Below are 20,181 nucleotides of genomic sequence, written 5' to 3' on the forward strand. Positions count from 1 at the left end.
GATATTTGTTCCCTACCTGTCTTGTTTTGTGCGCAAATCACCCCCAAACTTGGGAGCAGCGATCAGAGAGGAACATCGATGCCCGTCGGTTCGCCCGCTGAACCCACCGCCGACGCCGCCACGCATCCTCTGACCGCGTCCGTGCTCACCCCGGCCGCCCTGGCGTTCCTCGGCGAATTGCACGCCCGGTTCGGCGAACGCCGCCGCGCCCTGCTCGACGCCCGCACCACCCGCCAGCAGTGCATCGACCGCGGCCTGCGCCCTGAGTTCCGCGCCGACACCGCCCACATCCGCTCCGGCGGCTGGACCGTGGCCAGTGCCCCGGCCGATCTCACGAACCGCCGCACGGAGATCACGGGTCCGGTCACGCTCGAGTTCATGTCCGCCGCGCTCCAGTCGGGCGCCGATGTCTTCATGGCCGACTTCGAGGACGCGACCGCTCCGACCTGGGACAACATCGTGACCGGCCAGCACAATGTGGCGTCGGCCTACCGCGGCGAGGTCACCCCGCCGCCCTACACGACCACGCTGATGGTCCGCACCCGGGCCTGGCATCTCGACGAGAAGCACGTCACCGTCGACGGGGAGCCGATGGCCGCCGCCCTCGTGGACTTCGGTCTGTGCGTGTTCCACAACGCGAAGGTGGCCGTGGGCCGGGGCACGGGCCCCTACTTCTACCTCCCCAAGGTCGAGGGCCAGGACGACGCCCGCCTGTGGAACGACGTGTTCGACCACGCCGAGGCCCGCCTGGAGCTCGGCCCCGGCACGATCCGGGCGACCGTGCTGGTCGAGACGATCCTCGCCGCGTTCGAGATGGAGGAGATCCTCTACGAGCTGCGCGACCACATCACCGGCCTCCACACCGGCAACTGGGACTACCTCTTCAGCGTCGCCAAGACCTTCCGGGCCGACCGGTCGTTCGTGTTGCCCGACCGTGATCGCATCTCGGTCACGACCCCGTTCATGCGGGCGTTCACCGAGCTGCTGGTGGCCACCTGCCACCGCCGCGGCGCCCACGCCATCGGCGGCATGTCGGGCGTGAACCCCGAGGGCGAGGACGAGGAGCGTGTGGCGAGCGCCCTGCGGAAGGTGTCGGTCGACAAGCGGCGCGAGGCCGGCGACGGCTTCGACGGCACCCGGATCGCCCACCCCGGCCTCGTCCCGGTGGCGCGGACCGAGTTCGACAAGGTGCTGGGGAGCCGACCCAACCAGATCGCCCGCCAGCGCGACGACGTGTTCGTCATGCCGGAGGACCTGCTCACGCTGCCTGGATCGGACGGCGCGGTGACCATCAGCGGCGTCCGCACCAACATCGCCATCGTCATCCGCTATCTCGGCGAGTGGCTGTCCGGCAATGCGGCCGTGGTGATCGACGATCATCTCGAGGACACCGCGATGGCCGAGGTCTGCCGGGCCCAGCTGTGGAGCTGGCGCCACCACGGTGTCGAGGTGTCGGACGGACAGATCCTCGACGACGAACTCCTCGATCGGCTGATCGACGAAGAGTTCGAGGCGCTGCGCAGCTCGCTCGACGCCGCCCACTGGGCCCACGGCCGCTTCGACGAGGCCCGCACGCTGCTGCGCGACCTCGTCACCACGGACGACTACCCCGACTTTCTCACCATTCCGGCCTACGAGCTCCTCTGAGCCCGAGGCCAGGACCAACCCATCTCAACCGAGAGAAACCCACAGGAGACACGAATGAACCCGAGCTTCGCCGAACAGGTGGCCGCGCTGAAGAAGGACTGGGACGAGAACCCCCGGTGGAACGGCGTCACCCGCGACTACACCGCCGAGGACGTCGTCCGTCTACGCGGCAGCGTCACACCCGAGAACACACTGGCCCGCCAGGGCGCGGAGAAGCTGTGGGACCGGATCAACACCATGGACTACGTCCATGCGCTCGGCGCCATGACCGGTGGCCAGGCGATCCAGTACGCCAAGGGCGGTCTCCCCGCGATCTACCTGTCCGGTTGGCAGGTCGCCGGTGACGCGAACCTCGCCGGTCAGGTGTACCCGGACCAGTCGCTCTACCCGGCCAACTCCGTCCCGTCGGTGGTGAGCCGGATCAACAACGCCCTGCGCCGCGCCGACCAGATCGAGTGGAGCGAGACCGACGGCAACCCGTCGATCGACTACATGCTCCCGATCGTCGCCGACGCCGAGGCCGGCTTCGGTGGTCCCCTCAACGCCTACGAACTGATGAAGGGCATGATCGAGGCGGGCGCCGCCGGCGTTCACTGGGAAGACCAGCTCAGCTCGGCCAAGAAGTGCGGCCACATGGGCGGCAAGGTCCTCATCCCGACCCAGCAGCACGTCACGACGCTCAACGCGGCCCGACTCGCGGCCGACGTCGCCGACGTGCCGACGATCGTCCTCGCCCGCACCGACGCCCTCGCCGCGAACCTTCTCACGACCGACGTGGACGAGCGCGACCAGGAGTTCCTCACCGGCGAGCGTTCCGCCGAGGGCTTCTACTACACCGAGCCCGGCATCAAGACGCCGATCAAGCGGGCCCTGGCCTATGCCCCCTACGCCGACCTGATCTGGTGCGAGACCGGCACACCGGACCTCGCCCAGGCCCGCGAGTTCGCCGAGGCCGTCAAGGCCGAGTACCCGGACCAGCTGCTCAGCTACAACTGCTCGCCCTCCTTCAACTGGAAGGCACACCTCGACGATTCCGACATCGCCAAGTTCCAAAAGGAGCTCGGCGCGATGGGCTACGCGTTCCAGTTCATCACGCTCGCCGGCTGGCACGCGCTCAACTACTCCGCCTTCGAACTCGCCAAGGGCTACACCGAGTCGGACATGACGGCCTACGTCGACCTCCAGGAGCGCGAGTTCGCCTCCGAGGGCGACGGCTACACCGCCGTCAAGCACCAGCGTGAGGTGGGTGCGGGCTACTTCGACCAGATCGCGACCGTGGTCTCCGGCGGCAACGCCTCGACCCTCGCCCTGGCCGGCTCCACCGAAGAGGAGCAGTTCCACTAGAGCCGCGAACAGCCCGGATCAGCCTGCGGGTGGGGGCGGCGGCGGTGGCGGCGGTGGCGGCGGCAGCGATGCCGTCGGCGCGCCGTCGCCCCGTAGCCCCGGGTTGGACGTGAAGAGGCCGTCCATGTCGAACGAGCCGTCCTCGGTCAGCAGGTCATTCTCGACAGAGGCCCGTTTCGCCGCTTCGTTCTCGGCGAGGATGGCCTTCGCCGCCGCGAGTTCGTCGGCGGACAGCGCCCGCCGCTCGGCCGGCGCGCCCCACCGGTTGACGACGTCGTAGCTCCCGAAGAACTGGAGATACACCCAGACAGCGATGTTGAGGATCGGGAAGAAGAACAGGCACACGAGCCAGCCCGTGTGGTTGCGATCGTGGGCCCGGCGCACCGACTGGGCGTAGAGGATCCAGATCAGCGGCACGCTGAAGAGGAAGATGTTGCCGGCCTCGTTGACGTTGGTGACCATGCCGTCGCTGCCGGCGAAGACGATGTTCACGACGATGTAGGCCGCGAAGATCCCGGCCTGCCACATGAAGTACTCGAGGCGACCGATGCGGCCGGCTCCGAAGAGCACCTGGTTCATGCATTGATCGTCGGCGGATCCCGGACCGGATTGAGAAGCTCACGCCGCTCGCCTGTCGGCCGAAAGGGACTCGTGCTCCCGTTCGACCGCCACGACCGCCGCGTCGCGCTCGTCGCCGCCCTCGTTGGTGTCGGCATCGTGCTCGTCTCTCTGCTCAGCCACGGCGGCGACATCGCGGGCCTCATCAAGTTCGGGTCGGGTGGCCACGTGGTCGAACGGACCGCGCATGTCGAGGAGCTGCTCGGGCGCGAGGTCGCCACCGTCGACGAGCTCGGCCACGACGGGTCCATGTACTTCCTCCAGGCCGTCGATCCCTTCTTCCTGGACCCTGACGAGCACGCGGTGCACCTCGACCGACCGGTGTATCGCGCCCAGCGGATGCTGTTCCCGACGATCGCCGGACTCGGTGGTCTGGTGCCGCCGGAGCCGCTGCTGTGGACGATGGCGCTCACGAACATCGCCGCGATCGTCCTCGGATCGGTCGGCACGAGTCGCCTCGCCCGCCGGCTCGGCGGCTCACCGTGGTTCGGCCTCGCCTTCGCGCTCAATCCCGGGATCCTGTTCGAGTTCGACATCTCCGGCGCCGGCATCCTGGCGTTCGCCGCCGCGATCTGGGGCACCCTCGCCCTCGACGACGGCCGCGACCGTTCGGCCGCGGCCTGGTTCGCCGCCGCCGTCCTCGCCCGCGAGGTGATGTTCCTCTATCTCGCCGGGGTGCTGCTGTTGCGGCTCTGGCGGACCCGGCGCATCCCCTGGCTGGCCGGCGCCGTGCCCGCCGCCGCCGCGGGCGCATGGGCGCTCTACATCCGCACCCGTCTCGAGTCCCACCCCGGGGTCGAGGAGGTGCAGGAGTTCGGACTTCCCTTCAAGGGGATGATCGGCGCCAGCGAGAACTGGTTCGCGAATCCGGACGAGATGGCCGTGATCGCAGGCGTGTTGATCGTGATCCCCGTCTTCGTCGTAAAGGTCATCCGCAACCCGAGTTCGCTGGACGCCGGCGCCCTCGGGTTCGTCGTGCTCGCGCTGCTGCTGAGCCGTCAGGTGTGGTGGCAGTTCGTCGACATCACCCGGGCGCTGGCGCCGATCTTCACCGCCTACGTCCTCACCGCCTTCGCCCGACCCTCGACACCCCCGACCGCTGGGCCGGGCGTCAGCGAATCGCCGGATACACACCCCGTCGCTGCCGCGACGGCGTGAACACGATCTGGAAGAGCTGAGCGGACCGACTCCGGAAGCCGGACGCCGACCCGAGCAGGTAGTAGTCCCAGGTGCGCCGGAACCGTTCGTCGTAGTGCGGGATCTCGTGCCAACGTCCCGAGATGTTGCGGTGCCACTCCATCAGGGTCGTGTCGTAGTCGGGTCCGAAGTTGTGGACGTCCTCGATCGACCAGTGCTCACCGGCGGCGCGGGCAATCTGGCCGAGCGAGGGCAACACGCCACCGGGGAAGATGTACCTGTCGAACCACGGGTCGCCGACGGTCTTCCACTCGTTGGACCCGATCGTGTGGTGCAGCATCATCCCCTCGGGGTCGAGCAGCTCCCGGCACTTGGCGAAGAGGGTGCCGAGGTTCTTGGGGCCGACGTGTTCCATCATCCCGATCGAGGTGATGCGATCGAACGTGCCCTCCAGGTCCCGGTAGTCGAGCTGTTGGATGCGCACCGGCAGCGACGCCGTGCGCTCGCGCGCGACCGCCACCTGCTCCCGTGCCGGACTGATGCCGGTGACGTGCACGTCGTAGCGCTCGGCCGCGAACTGGGCGAAACCACCCCATCCGCACCCGATGTCGAGCAGGCGCATCCCCCGCTCGAGTCCGAGCTTGCGACAGATCAGGTCCAGCTTGGCTTCCTGCGCCGTGTCGAGATCCGTTGCGTCACGCCAGTAGCCGCACGAGTAGATCATGCGCTTGTCGAGCATCCGCTCGTAGAGGTCGTTGCCGATGTCGTAGTGAGCCCGGGCGTTGGCGACGGCCCGACGCTTCGACTGCTGGTTGCGCATCCGGGCGGCGAGCGCCGCTCGCACCATCCGGGCGCTCGGCTTCACCAGCGACCGGAGATCGGCGGTCTGGACGACCGTGAGGAACTCGTCGAGTCGATGCGCGTCCCACCAGCCGTCCTGATAGCTCTCGCCGAGCCCGAGTTCACGCTCGCTGAGGACCCGATCGTAGAACCGCTCGTCGTGCACGACGATGTCATGCGGGGCGTCTCCCCCGACCGTGACTCCGGCCCGGGCGAGAAGTTCTCGTCCTATGGTTTCGGCGTCGGCCATGCGCTGCTCCCCACGGAACCGGTGTGACCTGACGCCATTTTGACATCCCGGGACCACCCGACGCCACGGAACAGCCCGTGTAGTAGCAATGGGCCTCGTGACGATGAAGGTCCAGATCCACGACACGCTCCCCCACACGCTGCCGCCGGACGACTCGCATCCGTACCGCTCCGGTGCTTGGCGACCGCAACACGTGGAGTACGACGCCTGGGATCTGGACGTCGAGGGCGAGATCCCGGCCGACCTCAGCGGCGTGTACCTGCGCAACACGGAGAACCCCCTGCACCCGCCGATCGAGCGCTACCACCCGTTCGACGGCGACGGCATGGTGCACTCCATCTCCTTCGAGAACGGCGAGGCCCGCTACGCGAACCGGTTCGTCCGCACCGACGGCCTGCTCGAGGAGCTGGACGCGCAGGAGTCGCTGTGGGCCGGCCTGGCCGAGCTTCCCGCATCGGCCAAGGCCCCGCATCGGATCGGGGCCCGCCCGCAGATGAAGGACGCGGCGAGCACCGACATCGTCGTCCACCGCGGGCAGGCGCTCGCCAGCTTCTACATGTGCGGCGACCTCTATCGCCTCGACCCGCGCACCCTCGCGGCCGACGGCAAGGAGGACTGGAACGGCCAGTTCCCGGCGCACGGCGTGTCGGCGCACCCCAAGGTCGACGAGCACACCGGCGAGCTGCTGTTCTTCAACTACGGCACCGAGTGGCCCTACATGCACTACGGCGAGGTCTCCGCCGACGGCGAGCTCACCACGTATCAGGACGTCGAGCTCCCCGGCGCCCGTCTCCCCCACGACATGGCGTTCACGGAGAACTACGCCATCGTCAACGACTGCCCGATGTTCTGGGACCCTGCTGCGATCGACGCGGGCCTCTACGTCCCGCGGCTGTTCCCGGACCTCCCCACCCGGTTCGGGGTTATCCCGCGGGGTGGTGGCGACGTGCAATGGTTCGAGGCCGACCCGACCTATGTCCTGCACTGGATGAACGCCTACGAGGCGCCGACGGCGACCGGCACCGAGATCGTGCTCGACGGCTTCTTTCAGAAGAACCCGTCGCCCCGGCGCCGGCCGGAGGCGACCTTCGAGGAGAACCTCTACCGCTACCTGGACCTCCACTCGATGCTCTCGGTCCCCTACCGCTGGCGGTTCGACCTCGAGACCGGCGAGACCACCGAAGGCCCGTTGCACGACGAGATCCTCGAGTTCGGCATGATCAACGGCCGCTACGGCGGGCGGCCGTACCGCTACAGCTACGACGCCCTGCCCGCGGCCGGCTGGTTCGGATTCCACGGCGTCGTGAAGCACGACGTCGAGACCGGTGATCTCACGACCTACCGCCTTCCGGAGGGCGTCTACGCGAGCGAGACCGTCATGGCGCCGCGCGACGGTTCGACGGCCGAGGACGACGGCTATCTGGTCACGTTCACGATCGACCTCGCGAACGACCGCTCGCAGTGTGTCGTGCTCGACGCGGCCGATCCGGCCGCTGGGCCTGTGGCGACGATCTCGCTCCCGGAGCGGATGTCGTCCGGCACCCACGCATTCTGGGCACCTGCGTCGTCGCTCTGATGGGCGACCTCTTCGGCCTGGTCGAGGAGTACGCCGACTTCGGTGAGCACCGCACCGGGACGGCGAGCCAGGCCCGCACGGCCGACTGGCTCGCCGATCAGCTCGGGTCGCGCGGCGGCGCGGTGCGGTTGGAACCACTCGCCTTCGAGCGCTACACGGCGGACTGGAGCGTCACCATCGACGGTGACGAGGTCGAGGCGCTCCCGCTGTTCTACGAGGCCGTCGGGTCGGCGGCATCGGACGACCCCGTGCGCTGGCCGGCGTTCGATCCGCCGGGCGCCGGGCCGCTGGGCACGACCGGCGCGCTGGAGGACGCCCAGCCTGGGGTGCTCGCGGTGGCGGCCACCCGCAACCTCCTCGGGCTCCTCGCCGTGTCGAACCGCACGCCGGTGCTCGGCTCCGGCCAGCCCGTCCTGCAGGTCGCCGGGCACCACGGCGAGGCCCTCGCCGGCGGCGCGACGGTGCGAGCCCGGCTCGACGCCCGCATCGAGCCGGCGACCTGTCCCAACGTGATCGCCGAGTTCGGCGATGTCGCCGGGGCCCAGCGACTCGTCATCGTCACCACGCCGATCTCCGGCTGGTTCCGCTGTGCCGGTGAGCGGGGAACGGGCATCGCGGTCGCCCTCGAGGTCGCCGAGCGCCTCGCGGCCGAGACGCCGGTGCTCTTCCTGGGCGCCACCGGCCACGAGCTCGGCGGGCTCGGCGGCGTGGCCTTCCAACGCGCCCACGCCGGGCGCGTCCACACCCTGCTCCACGTGGGCGCGAACGTCGGATGTGACTGGCCCGCGACCGACACCCTCGCGGCGCCGAACCATGCGTTCATGCGCGCCCGGGTGATCAGCACCACGCGACGGACCCGCGATGTCGCTGCGCCCTTCGAGCGGCTCGGGTCGGGCATCGACGAACCGGGGCGCGACCGGTCGAAGTGGTTCGGCGAGGCGGCCGAGTGGCTCGACGCGCCACAACTGCTGTCGTTCCTCGGTCAGAACCCTTGGTTCCACGCGCCACAGGACACGCCGGACGTGTCGTGCACGGCCGAACGCACCGCCGCAGTCGCCGGCGCGTTCACCGAATCTGCCCTCGCCCTCGTCCGCCGGTAGCGTTCTGCCCATGGCAGTCACCGAGTCCACCGGCACCGACGCGATCCTCGACGAACTCCGAGCATGGCTCGAGGACAACTGGGATCCCGACCTCACGCTCGCCGAGTGGTGGGAACGCCTCGGCCTCGCCGGGTGGGCCGCGCCCACGCTGCCGACCAACGCCTACGGCAAGGGTCTGAGCCGTAGCGACGCGAACCAGGTCGGCCGGGTCATCGCCGAACACGGCGCCGTCGGTGCGATGGGCGGCCTCGGCCTGCTCCTCGCCGCCCCGACGATCGCGACCCACGGCACCCAGGAGCAGATCGATCTCTATGTGCGCGAGATCGTCACCGGGCAGAAGGCGTGGTGCCAGCTGTTCTCCGAGCCGGGCGCCGGTTCCGACCTCGCCGGGTTGACCGCCAAGGCCGAGCTCGACGGCGACGAGTGGATCGTCAACGGCCAGAAGGTGTGGACCTCGCTCGGCCAGACCGCCGACATGGGCATGCTCATCGCCCGCACCAACCCGGACGCGCCCAAGCACCAGGGCATCACCTGGTTCGCGTGTGACATGCACCAGGAGGGCGTGGAGATCCGGCCCCTCATCGAGATGACCGGCCACGCCATGTTCAACGAGGTGTTCCTGAGCGACGCCCGCGTGCCGAACGACGCCGTGATCGGCGACGTGAACAACGGCTGGGCCGCCACCAACACCACGCTCGCCCACGAACGGGCCGGTCTCGGCTCCGGCGGTGGCGCCGGCGGCTCCGGGCTCACGCCCGGCACGGTCGCGGGGATGCTCGACAAGCGCGCTGGCGACTACGCCCCCGATCCGGCCAAGCGGTCCCAGGCAGGCGGCGCGGCGGCCGCGGTGCGGCGGGGCGGCGCCGACATGATGATCGACCTGGCCCGCGCCGAGGGGAAGAACACCGATCCGGTGATCCGCCAGGACCTCGTGCGCCTCCACATCCTCCACCGGCTCGGCCAGATGAACACCGACCGGGTCAAGGCCGCCAAGGCCGCCGGCAAGGACATCCCGGGCATGGCCAACATCGGCAAGCTCTCGATGAGCGACGTCATGCGGCTCACCCGTGACCTCGGGCTCCAGCTCGTCGGCCCGATGGGCACGCTCCACGGCTACACGCCCGAGCAGACCGCGGCGCTCAACGAAGCGACCGGCAACCCGTTGCTGCCGATGATCACCGGCCAGGCGCTCTACGCCCAGGCGCCGCCGATCTACGGCGGCACGGATCAGATCCAGCGCAACATCATCGGCGAGCGGGTCCTCGGCCTCCCCAAGGAGCCCGGCGACTTCAAGACGACCCCGTTCAGCGAGCTGCCGAAGAACGCCTGACCGCGTCCGCCGGGCCGAGCTGCGAGATCGCGGCGACACCAGCGGCCAGGAAGATCCACTGGATGGTGCCCAGGCGGGCGTTCGCCGGGTCGAGCAGCATCCACGCACCCGTGACAACGGCGACGATGGCGAACGGCGCGACGCGTCGTCGGGCACGGATCCCGGCCCAGATCGAGCCGCCCATGACGGTGACCACGCCGATGGCGGCGAGGCCGGCGTGGCCGAGGTGTTGCCACCCGACCATGTCGTGGCGCATCAGCGTGCGACAGAAGCCGATGCGCGGCGAACACTCGAGCGGGACCGCGCCCAGCGCGACGACCAGCACCGCGAGGAACCCGACCAGCGCCGCAGGGCCGGGAGTGGCGCGCCGCCAGCGCCACGCGACGAGCGCCATGACCAACCCCACCACGGCGATCGCCGCCCGGGTGGCCGCCGGATACGGCGCCTCCGACGCGGCGAACCAGCTGATCGGATGCTGAGCTGGGAGGACTGCTGGGTGAACTCGATCGGCTTCGACCTGGCGATCGCCTACGCCAACCAGTGGCCTACGCTCGGCGACGCCGAGGCCGACGGCTGGCATCGCGCCGTCAACTATGTGGAGGGCATGGGCACCCATCACGTGCGGCTCGAGGGCTTCGATCCGACCGGTCCCGGATTCGATCCCGACGATCCCTCCTTCCCGGGCACCGCGATCGACGGCACCTTCAACGCGGCACAACCCGAGTTCCTGATGTACGACGGCAACGGGGCCGACGCCGAGCTGACCAGGTTCGCCTGGTTCTTCGAGTCGGACTCCACCACACCGCCCGAGGGCTTCCGGGGCGACAACGACTGGTGGCACCGCCACGAGAGCCTCTGCTTCACCAACAACTCGTGGCTGGTGGTCGGCGAGAACATCACGGACACCACGTGCGCCAACCGCGGCGGCACCAACGTCGACCTGTCCAACTTCTGGATGCTCCACGCGTGGATCATCGATCCGTGGACGGTCCAGTTCGACGTGTTCGCCAACCACCACCCGTGCCTGCACCAGTCCGGTCCTGCCGTCCCCGGCGACCATGACCCGTGCTGGGAGGAAGCGCACAGCGGCGGCGGTCACGGGCACTGACGTCACCGCCGGGCAGCGGGGTTCGATGACGCCGAGATCTTCGGGATCACGGCGTTCGTCGGACTGCGCATCGCGTTCTCGACGATCAACGCCGCGCTGGGGGTGAGGCCGGACGCGGAGCTGCGGAGTTTCTCGCCGCCGGAGGTCGTCGACGCGGTGGACTTCGGCCGACCGATCGCCGACGACTGAGCCGGCGGTCGGCGACACGTGGTTCGGGGCACCCTGGGTTCCGATCTCCATCCGGTACCATCACTACCGACGTTTGTTGCCGCCTCGTTGCGGGCGACTGTCGACTTCCTGCACCCTGCGCGCCGTTTTGATTCGGGCCTGTTACGGCTCGGCGAACACCGCCGCGATCGGGAGACAGATGAAATCGGGTCTGCGTATGTTCGCCTCGAGCGGTGGTCGACCACCGGGAACCGACGAGAGAACCGAGTACCGAACATGAGCGGCAACGAGATCAGATTGCAGGCGATCAACGAGGTGACGAACCGCAGCGTCGTCCCCGCCGGCAGCCCCGGCGGGCCGTTGAGCGAGATCTGGGCGTGCGACGTGTTCAACCTCGCCACGATGGAGGAATCGCTGTCGAAGAACGCCTTCAAGGCGATGAAGGCGGCGATGCAGACCGGCACACCGCTCGACCCCGCCACCGCTGACGTGGTCGCCGCCGCCATGAAGGACTGGGCGATCGGCAAGGGCGTCAAGTTCTTCTCGCACATCTTCTACCCGCTGACCAACATCACCGCGGAGAAGCACGACGGCTTCATCGTCACCAACGCCGACGGCAACGCGATCACCGAGTTCACCGGCAGCCTGCTGATCAAGGGCGAGCCCGACGGGTCGTCGTTCCCCAACGGCAGCCTCCGCACGACCAACGCCGCCCGGGGCTACACCGCCTGGGATCCGACGAGCCCGGCGTTCGTCATGCAGACCGCCAACGGTGCCACGCTCATGATCCCGTCGGTGTTCATGGCGTGGACCGGCGAGTCACTCGACAAGAAGATCCCCCTCCTGCGGTCCAACGCGGCGATGAGCAAGGCCGCCACACGGGTGCTGTCGCTGATGGGCGAGACCGACATCGAGACGCTCAACTCGAGTTGCGGCGCCGAGCAGGAGTACTTCCTCATCGACGCCCACTTCGCCCACAGTCGCCCCGATCTGCTGCTCGCCGGGCGCACCCTGTTCGGCGCGCCGTCGCCGAAGGGCCAGGAGTTCGACGACCACTACTTCGGCGCCATCCCCGAGCGGGTCCAGGTCTTCATGCAGGACTTCGAGGACAAGCTGTTCCGCCTCGGCATCCCGGCCAAGACCCACCACAACGAGGTCGCCCCCGGCCAGTTCGAGATCGCGCCCTACTTCGAGGCGGCCAACGTCGCGGCCGACCATCAGCAGCTGATGATGACGATCATGCAGTCGACGGCGAAGGCCCACGGCTTCGTGTGTCTCCTCCACGAGAAGCCGTTCGCCGGACTCAACGGCTCGGGCAAACACGTCAACTGGTCGGTGGGCAACTCCACCCAGGGCAACCTCCTCGACCCGGGACAGACGCCCGCGGAGAACCTCAACTTCCTGCTGTTCTGCGGTGCCGTCATCCGCGGCGTCCACCTCTTCGGTCCCCTCCTGCGCGCCGTCATCGCGTCGGCCAGCAACGACCACCGACTGGGTGCCAACGAGGCGCCGCCGGCGATCCTGTCGGTGTATCTCGGCGAGCAGCTCGAAGCCGTGTTCAACGACATCAAGGACGGCTCCGCGTCCGAGCTCGCCGAGGGCGGCACGATGGACCTCGGGCTCGCCGAGATCCTGCCGTTCACCCGCGATCCCGGCGACCGCAACCGAACCTCGCCGTTCGCGTTCACCGGCAACCGCTTCGAGTTCCGCGCCGTCGGGTCGTCGCACTCCGTCGCCGGCCCGCTGGTGGCGATGAACACGATGCTGGCCGACTCGCTCGAGTGGATCGGCGACAAGCTCGAGCCGGTGCTCGAGTCCGGCGCCTCACCCGTGGAAGCCGTGGCCACCGTGCTCAAGGAGCTGATGGAGCTCCACGGCGACGTGGTGTTCGGCGGCGACGGCTACTCCGAGGAGTGGCACCGTGCCGCGGTCGAGGAGCGCGGCCTGCGCAACCTGCCGACGACGGCCGACGCCCTGCCGGTGCTGATGGAGGACGAGACGATCGCCCTCTTCGAGCGGACCGAGGTGCTTTCCCCCGTCGAGCTCGAATCCCGCTACGAGGTCTACGCCGAGCAGTACATCCTGTCGATCGGCGTCGAGGCGAGGATGGCGGTCGAACTGGCCAAGACCTGGATCTACCCGGCGACGATGTCGTACCTGTCCGAGCTGACCACCACCATCGGCAACGCGGGGACGCTGGGCGTCGACATGGACACGTCGATCGTCAAGGCCCTCGGCAACGAGGCCGACGCCATGCTCGCCGCCGCCAACGAACTCGACGAGGCGATCAGCTTCCACGATTTCGATTCGACCGCAGGCCACATGCGCTACTGCGCCGACACGATCCGGGGCCTGATGGACAAGGTGCGCAGCCACGCCGACCGTCTCGAGACCGACGTGGCCGACGACCACTGGCCGCTCCCCAAGTACCGGGAGATGCTCTTCATCAAGTAGCGGCCCGCCGCAGGGCCCGCCTCGCACCCCCGACAGGACTCGAACCTGCAACCTGCGAGGTAGAAGCTCGCTGCTCTATCCAGTTGAGCTACGGGGGCGAGATAAGGGTAGGCCGGGCGGGTACACCCCCGGTACACTCTGTCGCTGCCGGGCCCTCCGGGTTCGGCACATCGTTCGGCTCCGGCCGGCATGGTGGGCGTAGCTCAGTTGGTTAGAGCGCCTGGTTGTGGTCCAGGAGGTCGGGGGTTCGAATCCCCTCGTTCACCCGTAGAGTTTCTCCTCGGAGCAATTCCTGCACCTCTAGCTCAATTGGTAGAGCATCGGACTCTTAATCCGCAGGTTCTGGGTTCAAGTCCCAGGGGGTGTACCACCGCAAACCCCAGGTCAGGCCCGTTGTCCGGGCGGCCTGGGGTTTCGTCGTAGGCTCGGCTGCCATGCACCCAAGCCGGCGCGTCGGATGACCAAGGTCGTCTTCGTCGTCATCGACGCCCTGCCGCTCGATCTCGTCGGTCCGGCGTGGACGCCGAACCTGCACCGGCTCGCCGAACAGGGCGGCACTCATCCCGAGGGCGGACGGGCCGTCCTCAGCACGGCGACCTACCCGAACCATGCAACGTTCGCGACCGGCACCTCGCCGGCGGAGCACGGGATCATGGTCAACCGGATGTGGAACGGCGAGGCGTTCGTGTCGTCGTCCAGCCACGGTCCCCGCGGGGAGACCATCTTCACCGCGGCTCGTCGCGCCGGACGGTCGAGCGGCATCGTCGTGGGCGACCACCACCTCGTCGGCGTGATGGGCGGCTTCGAGGCCGACCTCCACTGGCCGCCCGACGGCCGCCGCGCCGATGTGGCGCTCGACCCGTTCCGCTACGCCGCGGACTCATCGGTGATCGACGCGGTGGACGAGACGTCGGTCCTCGACTGCGATCTCGCGGTCGTCCACTTCAACGAGCCGGACACCGCCGCGCACCGGTTCGGGCCGGACTCGAGCGAACTCGCCGAGTGCGCCCGCTCGACGGATGCCGCGCTCGGCCAGCTGCTCGAACGCATCGGCCCGGCGTGGGACGACACCGTCGTCATGGTGGTCAGCGACCACGATCAGGAGCGGGTGACCGACCACGGGCTCGACGTCCAGGCTTCGCTGGACCAACGGGGCCTGCCGGGCATCGTGGAGACCGAGGGCACGGCCGCGCTCGTCATGGGCGGGCCGCCGGTCGAGCAGCTCCTCACCCTTCCCGAGGTCGCCGGCGCGCTGCCACTCGACGCCGACAACACCCTCGTGTGGGGCGAACCCGGCCAGGTCTTCGGTCCGTGGCTCGACGAACTCCACGGGTCCCACGGCAGCCCCCGCTGCGACACCCAGGTGGCCGTCGTCGGCGGTGGACACTCGTCCGTCGCTCCCCTCGCCGCCCGCATCCGTGCCGAGCGGCCGGCGGCGACCTCGTGGGCGCCGACGATCGCCGGTCTTCTCGGGCTCGATCTCGCAAGCCCGGCGAGCTGACGGGGCCTAGGCCCCGCACCCGGCGACCAGGACCTCCGCCGGCTCCGCCCCGAGCTCGAAGAGACTCACGCCCCCACCCTCGTAGTACGACCAGCGCGAGGCGAGTTCGTAGGCGCCGTCACCGTTGACGTCGATCGGCCCGGCCAGATCGACCCGCAGGACGTACTGACCGGCCTGCTCGAGATCGGCGATCCCCGCGTGGAGCGTGATGTTCTCGACCGAGTCGTCGGCCACCACCCGGCGCAACACGATGATCGAGTAGTGGCCCTCGTCGATCAACCCGAACAGCGGGCCGTCCGGGAACCGTTGGGCCTCGATGACCACCTCGTCCACCCCGTCGCCCTCGATGTCGAGCCGGGTGACCTGCGCGATCTCGACCGGCACTGACGGATCCACGCCCTCGGCGTCGAGCACGGCCCGGATCGCCTCGACATGGGCGTCGGCGGCGCCGATCACCTCGAAGGGGCGGGGCTGGAGGTCATGGCTGCCGCTCGCCCGCACTCCCTCGAGACCGTCGAGCCACCAGTTCACGACGCCGGCCTCCGGCATGCAGCTCGCGAGCGGCTCGCCCGCGGTGACATCCGGGAGCCCGTCGACCGATCGCAGCGTCTCGCCCGCGATCGGGGGCACGTCCGCCTCCACGTCGGCGGTCTCGACCCAGGTCGATCCGTCCCACCAGCCGAGCACCATCTCGTCGACCGTGACGAACACGGTGTCATCGACCGGGCCGGGCACCGTGGTGGTGGTCGTGGTCGGGGCCGCCGTCGTCGTCGACGCCGCGGTGGTGGTGGGGACCGTGGTGGTCGAACCCGTCGCGACCGCGCCCGACGCCGATGTGGTGGTGTCGGCGGTGTCCGCGGCATCGTCGTCGCCACAGGACGCGGCGATCAGGGCCGCGACCAGCACGACAGCCACGGTCCACGAACGAGGACGAGCGCAAGTCATGTCCACGACGGTAGTGGCCGACGCATCGACCGCCGGGCACCGTCCGGCCCCTGGGTGTACCTCAGCCCCCGAGCAACGCCCGCCAGGCCTTCCCGGCGGATCGGCCGCCCGAGATGCCGGCGACACCGGCGACCGCGCTGTAGGCGTCCGCCGCGAGCACCCGGGTGTTCTGGGGGCGCAGGAACGAGATCCGGTACTTCTCCCCGCCCACGACGAACGAACACCCGGCGCTCATCTGCAGCTTCGGCCAGCGGACGTCGTGGACCTTGTCGATCGGCACCGCGAAGACCTGTCGGAGTTCGTCGTCATCGTCGAGGAGCTCGAGGCGCACGCGGCCGCCCTCGTGGTGGAGCAACCCGGGCGTCGATCCGGTCAGTCCTTGCAACGTCCAGATCTCGGTGCTGAGTGCGTCAGCCATCGACGTCGCCCCTTCGGCGTCAGGTGCCCGTCCAGTTCGGCTCGCGCTTCTCGGCGAACGCCGCGGGGCCCTCCTTCGCGTCGTTGGACGTGAAGACGGGGATGTACATGTCGGCCTGGATGGCCATCATCTCGTCCTCGGTGTTGCCCTGGGTCGCCCGGATGATCTTCTTGGACGCGGCCACACCCAGCGGCGCGTTCTTCGCGATCCGCTCGGCCAGCTCGATCGCCACGTCGACCGCGGTGCCCGGCTCGGCGAGGCGGCTGATGAGCCCGAACGCGTGGCCTTCCTCGGCGGTGATCGGATCGCCGGTCACGGCCATCTCCATCGCCTTGCCGTAGCCCACACGGGCGGGCAGGCGCATGAGGCCCATCCCCGCGGCGAACAGCCCCACCTTCACCTCGGGAATACCGAGCTTCGCCCCCTCGGCGGCGACGAGCAGATCGCACGACAGCGCGATCTCGAGGCCACCGGCGAGCGCGAACCCCTCGATGGCCCCGATGAGCGGCTTCTCCGCGCCGGCCGCGAAGAACTGCTGGATCGGCCCGATGTCCTCACCCTTGGCGAACGCCTTGAGGTCCATGCCGCTGCAGAAGGCGCCGCCCGCGCCCGTCAGCACACCGGCCGTGAGCCCGGAGTCCTCGTTGAGCTCGCCGACCGCGGCGAAGAGGCCGTTGGCGAGATCGCCGTTGATGGCGTTCTTCGCCTCGGGCCGGTTCATGGTGATGACGAGGACGCGGCCGCGCCGCTCGGTCAGGATTGCATCGCTCATGGCAGGTTCTCCTTCAGGATCCGGCGATCACTTCGGTGGCATCCGGATGCCGCCGTCGACCCGGATGGTCTCGCCGTTCATGTACGGGTTGGTGATGCACTCCATCACCATGAACGCCAGCTCCTCGCCCGAGCCGAGCCGCTTGGGGAACAGCACCGACTGGCCGAGATGGTTCTTGAACGCTTCGGAGCCCTCACCCTCGCCGTAGATCGGGGTGTCGATCAGGCCGGGGGCAACAGTGTTGACCCGCACGCCGATGGCGGCGAGATCACGGGCGATCGGGAGGGTCATGCCGACCACGCCGCCCTTCGAGGCGGAGTAGGCGCACTGGCCGATCTGGCCGTCGAACGCGGCGGCGGAGGCCATGTTGACGATCGCGCCGCGGGAGCCGTCGTCGTCGACGGGGTCGGTCTTCGACATCGCCGCCGCGGACCGGCTCAGCATGTTGAACGAACCGATCAGGTTGACGTTGATCACGAAGGTGAAGTTGTCGAGCGGGAAGGGGTTGCCCTCACGGTCGACGGTGCGCCCGGCCGAGCCGAGGCCCGCCGAGTTCACCAGCGCCCGCAGCGGGCCCATCTCCGAGGCCGCGGCGACGGCGGTGTCGGCGTCCTCGGTGCTGGTCACGTCGCACTTCACGAAGAGTCCGCCCAGCTCCGATGCGACGGCCTGGCCCTTCTCCTCGTTGAGGTCGGCGATGACGACCCGGGATCCGGCCGCCGCGAGCTGGCGGGCACTGGCCTCGCCGATGCCCGACGCGCCGCCGGTGATGATTGACGAGCTTCCTTCGAGGTTCATGCGTGGCATCCCGCCAGCTTCCCACGGGAAGCCCGCGAGGGCCTAAGCCTGCATGCCCCGCAGCCGCAGGCTGTTGCCGACCACGAACAACGACGACAGCCCCATCGCCCCGGCCGCGATCATCGGGTTGAGCACACCGAACGCGGCGAGGGGAATCGCCGCCGCGTTGTAGGCGAACGCCCAGAAGAGGTTGGCCTTGATGGTGGCGAACGTGTGGCGGGACACCTCGATGGCGGTGACGACCGCCGGGAGCTCTCCCCGCACCAGCGTGAGGTCCGAAGCCTGCATGGCGATGTCGGTACCGGTGCCGATGGCGATGCCGAGGTCGGCCGCGGCGAGCGCGGGTGCGTCGTTGATGCCGTCGCCGACCATGGCGACCGTGCGGCCCTCGTCGCGCAGCCCCGTGATGGTGGCCGCCTTCTGGTCGGGCAGCACGCCGGCGATGACGGAGGAGATGCCCACCCGATCCGCCACGACCTGCGCGCTGGACGGGTTGTCGCCGGTGAGCATCACGACGTCGAGGTCGCGTTCACGCAGCGCCGCGATGGCGTCGACCGAGGTCGGCTTGATCTCGTCGGCCACCGCGATGACGCCTTCGGCCACGCCGCCGCGGCCGACGAACACCACGGTGCGGCCGAGGGCTTCGTCCGCGCCGGCGAGCGATTCGACCTCGGCGGGCACTTCGTCGAAGAACTCCCGTCGGCCGACCCGCACCCGCACGCCGTCGACCGCACCGGCGACCCCGCGCCCGGCGTCGTTGTAGAAGCCGGTCACCGTCGCGTCGTGGGACACATGGGCGGCGATGGCGCGGCCGATGGGGTGCTCGGAGGAGCCTTCGAGAGCCGCCGCGAGCCGCACCAGCTCGGCGGTGTCGTCGCCGGTGCTTCCCGCGCCCACGACGGTCATGCGTCCCTCGGTGATCGTGCCGGTCTTGTCGAGCACGACCGTGTCGATGCGACGGCTGTCCTCCAACACCTGGGCGCCGCGGACGAGCACGCCGAGCTGGGCCGCCCGCCCGGTGCCGACCATGATCGCGAGCGGCGTCGCCAGCCCGAGCGCACACGGGCAGGCGATGATCAGCACGGCGACGGCGGCGGTGAACGCGTCGGCCGCCGGCTGGCCGAGGGCGAGCCAGGTCAGCAGCGTGAGGACCGCGATCCCGATGGCGGTCGGCACGAACACCGAGGCCACCCGGTCGGCGAGCCGTTGGATCGGCGCCCGACTGCCCTGCGCCTCCTGGACGAGGCGGACGATCTGGGCGAGGGCGGTGTCCGCGCCCACCCGGCTGGCCTCGACCACCAAGGAGCCGTCGGTGTTCACGGTGGCCCCGATGACCTCGTCACCGACCCCGACCTCGACGGGCAGCGGCTCCCCGGTGAGCATCGACGCATCGACTGCGGCCCGACCGTCGACGACCACACCATCGGTCGCGATGCGCTCTCCGGGCCGGACGACGAAGCGCATGCCCACGGCGAGATCGTCGATCGCGATCTGGCTGCCGTCCTCGAGTTCGACCACGCGGGCGCCGAGATCGGCGAGGGCGCGGATGGCGTCGCCGCTGCGCCGCGTCGCTCGCACCTCGAACCACTTCCCGAGGAGGATCAGCGTGACGATGACGGCACCGGTCTCGAAGTAGACGGGCTCGTCGAGGTCGGCGAGGAGCACCGTCGCCGACCATCCCCACGCGGCGAGCGTGCCGACCGACACGAGGGTGTCCATCGTGACGAGGCGATGCCGGAGGTTGCCGGCGGCGACGCGGTGGAACCTCCAGCCGGCGCCGAAGATGACCGGGGTGGCGAGCGCGCCCGCGACCCACTCCCATCCGCTGAAGCGCAGCGGGCGGACCATGGAGACGACCATCAAGGGGACGGTCAGCGCGACGGCGACCCGGAAGCGGAGCCAGAGATCCGCCTCGCGGGCGGCCTCGGCCGCGTCGTGGTCTCCCTCGACGGGGGCGCCGTAGCCGAGTGACTCGACGACCCGGCGGAGATCCTCCGCCGCGACGGCCGCGTCGTGGTCGACCGTGGCGCGACCGGTGGCGAAGTTGACGTGGGCATCGGCGACGCCGCTCAGCTTGCCGAGCCCGTCCTCGATGGAGCGGGCGCAGGCCGAACAGGTCATGCCCTCGATGGCGAGTTCACTGTGGACGACGGTGGTCATGCCCCCAGGATAAAC

At 69.5% G+C, this 20,181-nt stretch carries 18 protein-coding genes and 3 tRNA genes; 11 read left to right on the top strand and 10 right to left on the bottom strand.

Annotated features, from left to right (window positions below):
• The first annotated feature begins 78 nt into the window (after positions 1 to 78).
• The gene (aceB, locus tag R8F63_08710; protein MDW3218682.1) at positions 79 to 1,647 is read left to right on the top strand and encodes a malate synthase A; all 1,569 of its coding nucleotides are present in this window, start codon (positions 79 to 81) and stop codon (positions 1,645 to 1,647) included.
• 54 nt (positions 1,648 to 1,701) lie between these two features.
• Positions 1,702 to 2,991 (top strand): isocitrate lyase, encoded by a 1,290-nt coding sequence (gene aceA, locus R8F63_08715; GenBank protein MDW3218683.1) that lies wholly within the window; start codon positions 1,702 to 1,704, stop codon positions 2,989 to 2,991.
• Between the two features lie 18 nt (positions 2,992 to 3,009).
• Here the strand turns inward: aceA and R8F63_08720 are convergent, their stop codons facing one another.
• On the bottom strand, positions 3,010 to 3,570 hold the full coding sequence (locus R8F63_08720; protein ID MDW3218684.1) for a DUF805 domain-containing protein: 561 nt from the start codon (positions 3,568 to 3,570) through the stop codon (positions 3,010 to 3,012).
• Positions 3,571 to 3,642: 72 nt separating this feature from the next.
• On the opposite strand from R8F63_08720, the gene R8F63_08725 reads away from it, so the two are divergent.
• On the top strand, positions 3,643 to 4,767 hold the full coding sequence (locus tag R8F63_08725; protein ID MDW3218685.1) for a hypothetical protein: 1,125 nt from the start codon (positions 3,643 to 3,645) through the stop codon (positions 4,765 to 4,767).
• On the opposite strand, the gene cfa is transcribed toward R8F63_08725, so the two are convergent.
• On the bottom strand, positions 4,721 to 5,836 hold the full coding sequence (gene cfa / locus R8F63_08730) for a cyclopropane fatty acyl phospholipid synthase (GenBank protein MDW3218686.1): 1,116 nt from the start codon (positions 5,834 to 5,836) through the stop codon (positions 4,721 to 4,723). The genes R8F63_08725 and cfa overlap by 47 nt on opposite strands.
• A 103-nt stretch (positions 5,837 to 5,939) precedes the next feature.
• Between cfa and R8F63_08735 the strand changes: the two genes are divergently transcribed.
• The 3 genes from R8F63_08735 to R8F63_08745 are packed head-to-tail and all read left to right on the top strand — an operon-like array spanning position 5,940 to position 9,842.
• Entirely contained in the window at positions 5,940 to 7,412 is a 1,473-nt protein-coding gene (locus R8F63_08735) for a carotenoid oxygenase family protein (GenBank protein MDW3218687.1), read from the top strand.
• On the top strand, positions 7,412 to 8,512 hold the full coding sequence (locus R8F63_08740; protein MDW3218688.1) for a hypothetical protein: 1,101 nt from the start codon (positions 7,412 to 7,414) through the stop codon (positions 8,510 to 8,512). The genes R8F63_08735 and R8F63_08740 overlap by 1 nt, the downstream gene beginning before the upstream one ends.
• Positions 8,513 to 8,522: 10 nt before the next feature.
• The gene (locus R8F63_08745; GenBank protein ID MDW3218689.1) at positions 8,523 to 9,842 is read left to right on the top strand and encodes an acyl-CoA dehydrogenase family protein; all 1,320 of its coding nucleotides are present in this window, start codon (positions 8,523 to 8,525) and stop codon (positions 9,840 to 9,842) included.
• On the opposite strand, the gene R8F63_08750 is transcribed toward R8F63_08745, so the two are convergent.
• Entirely contained in the window at positions 9,817 to 10,236 is a 420-nt protein-coding gene (locus tag R8F63_08750; protein MDW3218690.1) for a hypothetical protein, read from the bottom strand. The two genes, R8F63_08745 and R8F63_08750, sit on opposite strands and share 26 nt — an antisense overlap.
• Positions 10,237 to 10,314: 78 nt before the next feature.
• Between R8F63_08750 and R8F63_08755 the strand changes: the two genes are divergently transcribed.
• The gene (locus tag R8F63_08755) at positions 10,315 to 10,950 is read left to right on the top strand and encodes a hypothetical protein (protein ID MDW3218691.1); all 636 of its coding nucleotides are present in this window, start codon (positions 10,315 to 10,317) and stop codon (positions 10,948 to 10,950) included.
• Positions 10,951 to 10,952: 2 nt separating this feature from the next.
• Here R8F63_08755 and R8F63_08760 read toward each other — a convergent pair whose 3' ends face one another.
• On the bottom strand, positions 10,953 to 11,171 hold the full coding sequence (locus R8F63_08760; protein ID MDW3218692.1) for a hypothetical protein: 219 nt from the start codon (positions 11,169 to 11,171) through the stop codon (positions 10,953 to 10,955).
• Between the two features lie 223 nt (positions 11,172 to 11,394).
• Here R8F63_08760 and R8F63_08765 point away from each other — a divergent pair, with 223 nt between their 5' ends.
• On the top strand, positions 11,395 to 13,572 hold the full coding sequence (locus R8F63_08765) for a glutamine synthetase III (protein ID MDW3218693.1): 2,178 nt from the start codon (positions 11,395 to 11,397) through the stop codon (positions 13,570 to 13,572).
• 24 nt (positions 13,573 to 13,596) lie between these two features.
• On the opposite strand, the gene R8F63_08770 is transcribed toward R8F63_08765, so the two are convergent.
• Positions 13,597 to 13,670 (bottom strand) — tRNA-Arg (locus R8F63_08770).
• A gap of 94 nt (positions 13,671 to 13,764) precedes the next feature.
• On the opposite strand from R8F63_08770, the gene R8F63_08775 reads away from it, so the two are divergent.
• The 3 genes from R8F63_08775 to R8F63_08785 all read left to right on the top strand — a co-directional run bounded on the left by R8F63_08775 (position 13,765) and on the right by R8F63_08785 (position 15,073).
• Positions 13,765 to 13,838 (top strand) — tRNA-His (locus tag R8F63_08775).
• A 28-nt stretch (positions 13,839 to 13,866) separates the two neighbouring features.
• Positions 13,867 to 13,942: transfer RNA gene (locus R8F63_08780), tRNA-Lys, on the top strand.
• Positions 13,943 to 14,029: 87 nt separating this feature from the next.
• Entirely contained in the window at positions 14,030 to 15,073 is a 1,044-nt protein-coding gene (locus tag R8F63_08785) for an ectonucleotide pyrophosphatase/phosphodiesterase (protein ID MDW3218694.1), read from the top strand.
• A 6-nt stretch (positions 15,074 to 15,079) separates the two neighbouring features.
• Here R8F63_08785 and R8F63_08790 read toward each other — a convergent pair whose 3' ends face one another.
• The 5 genes from R8F63_08790 to R8F63_08810 all read right to left on the bottom strand — a co-directional run bounded on the left by R8F63_08790 (position 15,080) and on the right by R8F63_08810 (position 20,166).
• Positions 15,080 to 16,018 carry a hypothetical protein gene (locus R8F63_08790; protein ID MDW3218695.1) on the bottom strand — a complete coding sequence of 313 codons (939 nt, stop codon included), beginning with the start codon at positions 16,016 to 16,018 and terminating at the stop codon, positions 15,080 to 15,082.
• A gap of 61 nt (positions 16,019 to 16,079) precedes the next feature.
• Positions 16,080 to 16,436 carry a hypothetical protein gene (locus R8F63_08795; protein ID MDW3218696.1) on the bottom strand — a complete coding sequence of 119 codons (357 nt, stop codon included), beginning with the start codon at positions 16,434 to 16,436 and terminating at the stop codon, positions 16,080 to 16,082.
• Positions 16,437 to 16,455: 19 nt separating this feature from the next.
• On the bottom strand, positions 16,456 to 17,208 hold the full coding sequence (locus tag R8F63_08800; protein ID MDW3218697.1) for a crotonase/enoyl-CoA hydratase family protein: 753 nt from the start codon (positions 17,206 to 17,208) through the stop codon (positions 16,456 to 16,458).
• Positions 17,209 to 17,235: 27 nt separating this feature from the next.
• On the bottom strand, positions 17,236 to 18,015 hold the full coding sequence (locus R8F63_08805; GenBank protein MDW3218698.1) for an SDR family NAD(P)-dependent oxidoreductase: 780 nt from the start codon (positions 18,013 to 18,015) through the stop codon (positions 17,236 to 17,238).
• A gap of 33 nt (positions 18,016 to 18,048) precedes the next feature.
• Complete coding sequence (locus R8F63_08810; GenBank protein ID MDW3218699.1) at positions 18,049 to 20,166, bottom strand: heavy metal translocating P-type ATPase; 2,118 nt, start codon at positions 20,164 to 20,166, stop codon at positions 18,049 to 18,051.
• Positions 20,167 to 20,181: the final 15 nt, after the last annotated feature.

Source organism: Acidimicrobiales bacterium, assembly GCA_033344915.1.
Classification (GTDB): Bacteria; Actinomycetota; Acidimicrobiia; order Acidimicrobiales; family Aldehydirespiratoraceae; genus JAJRXC01.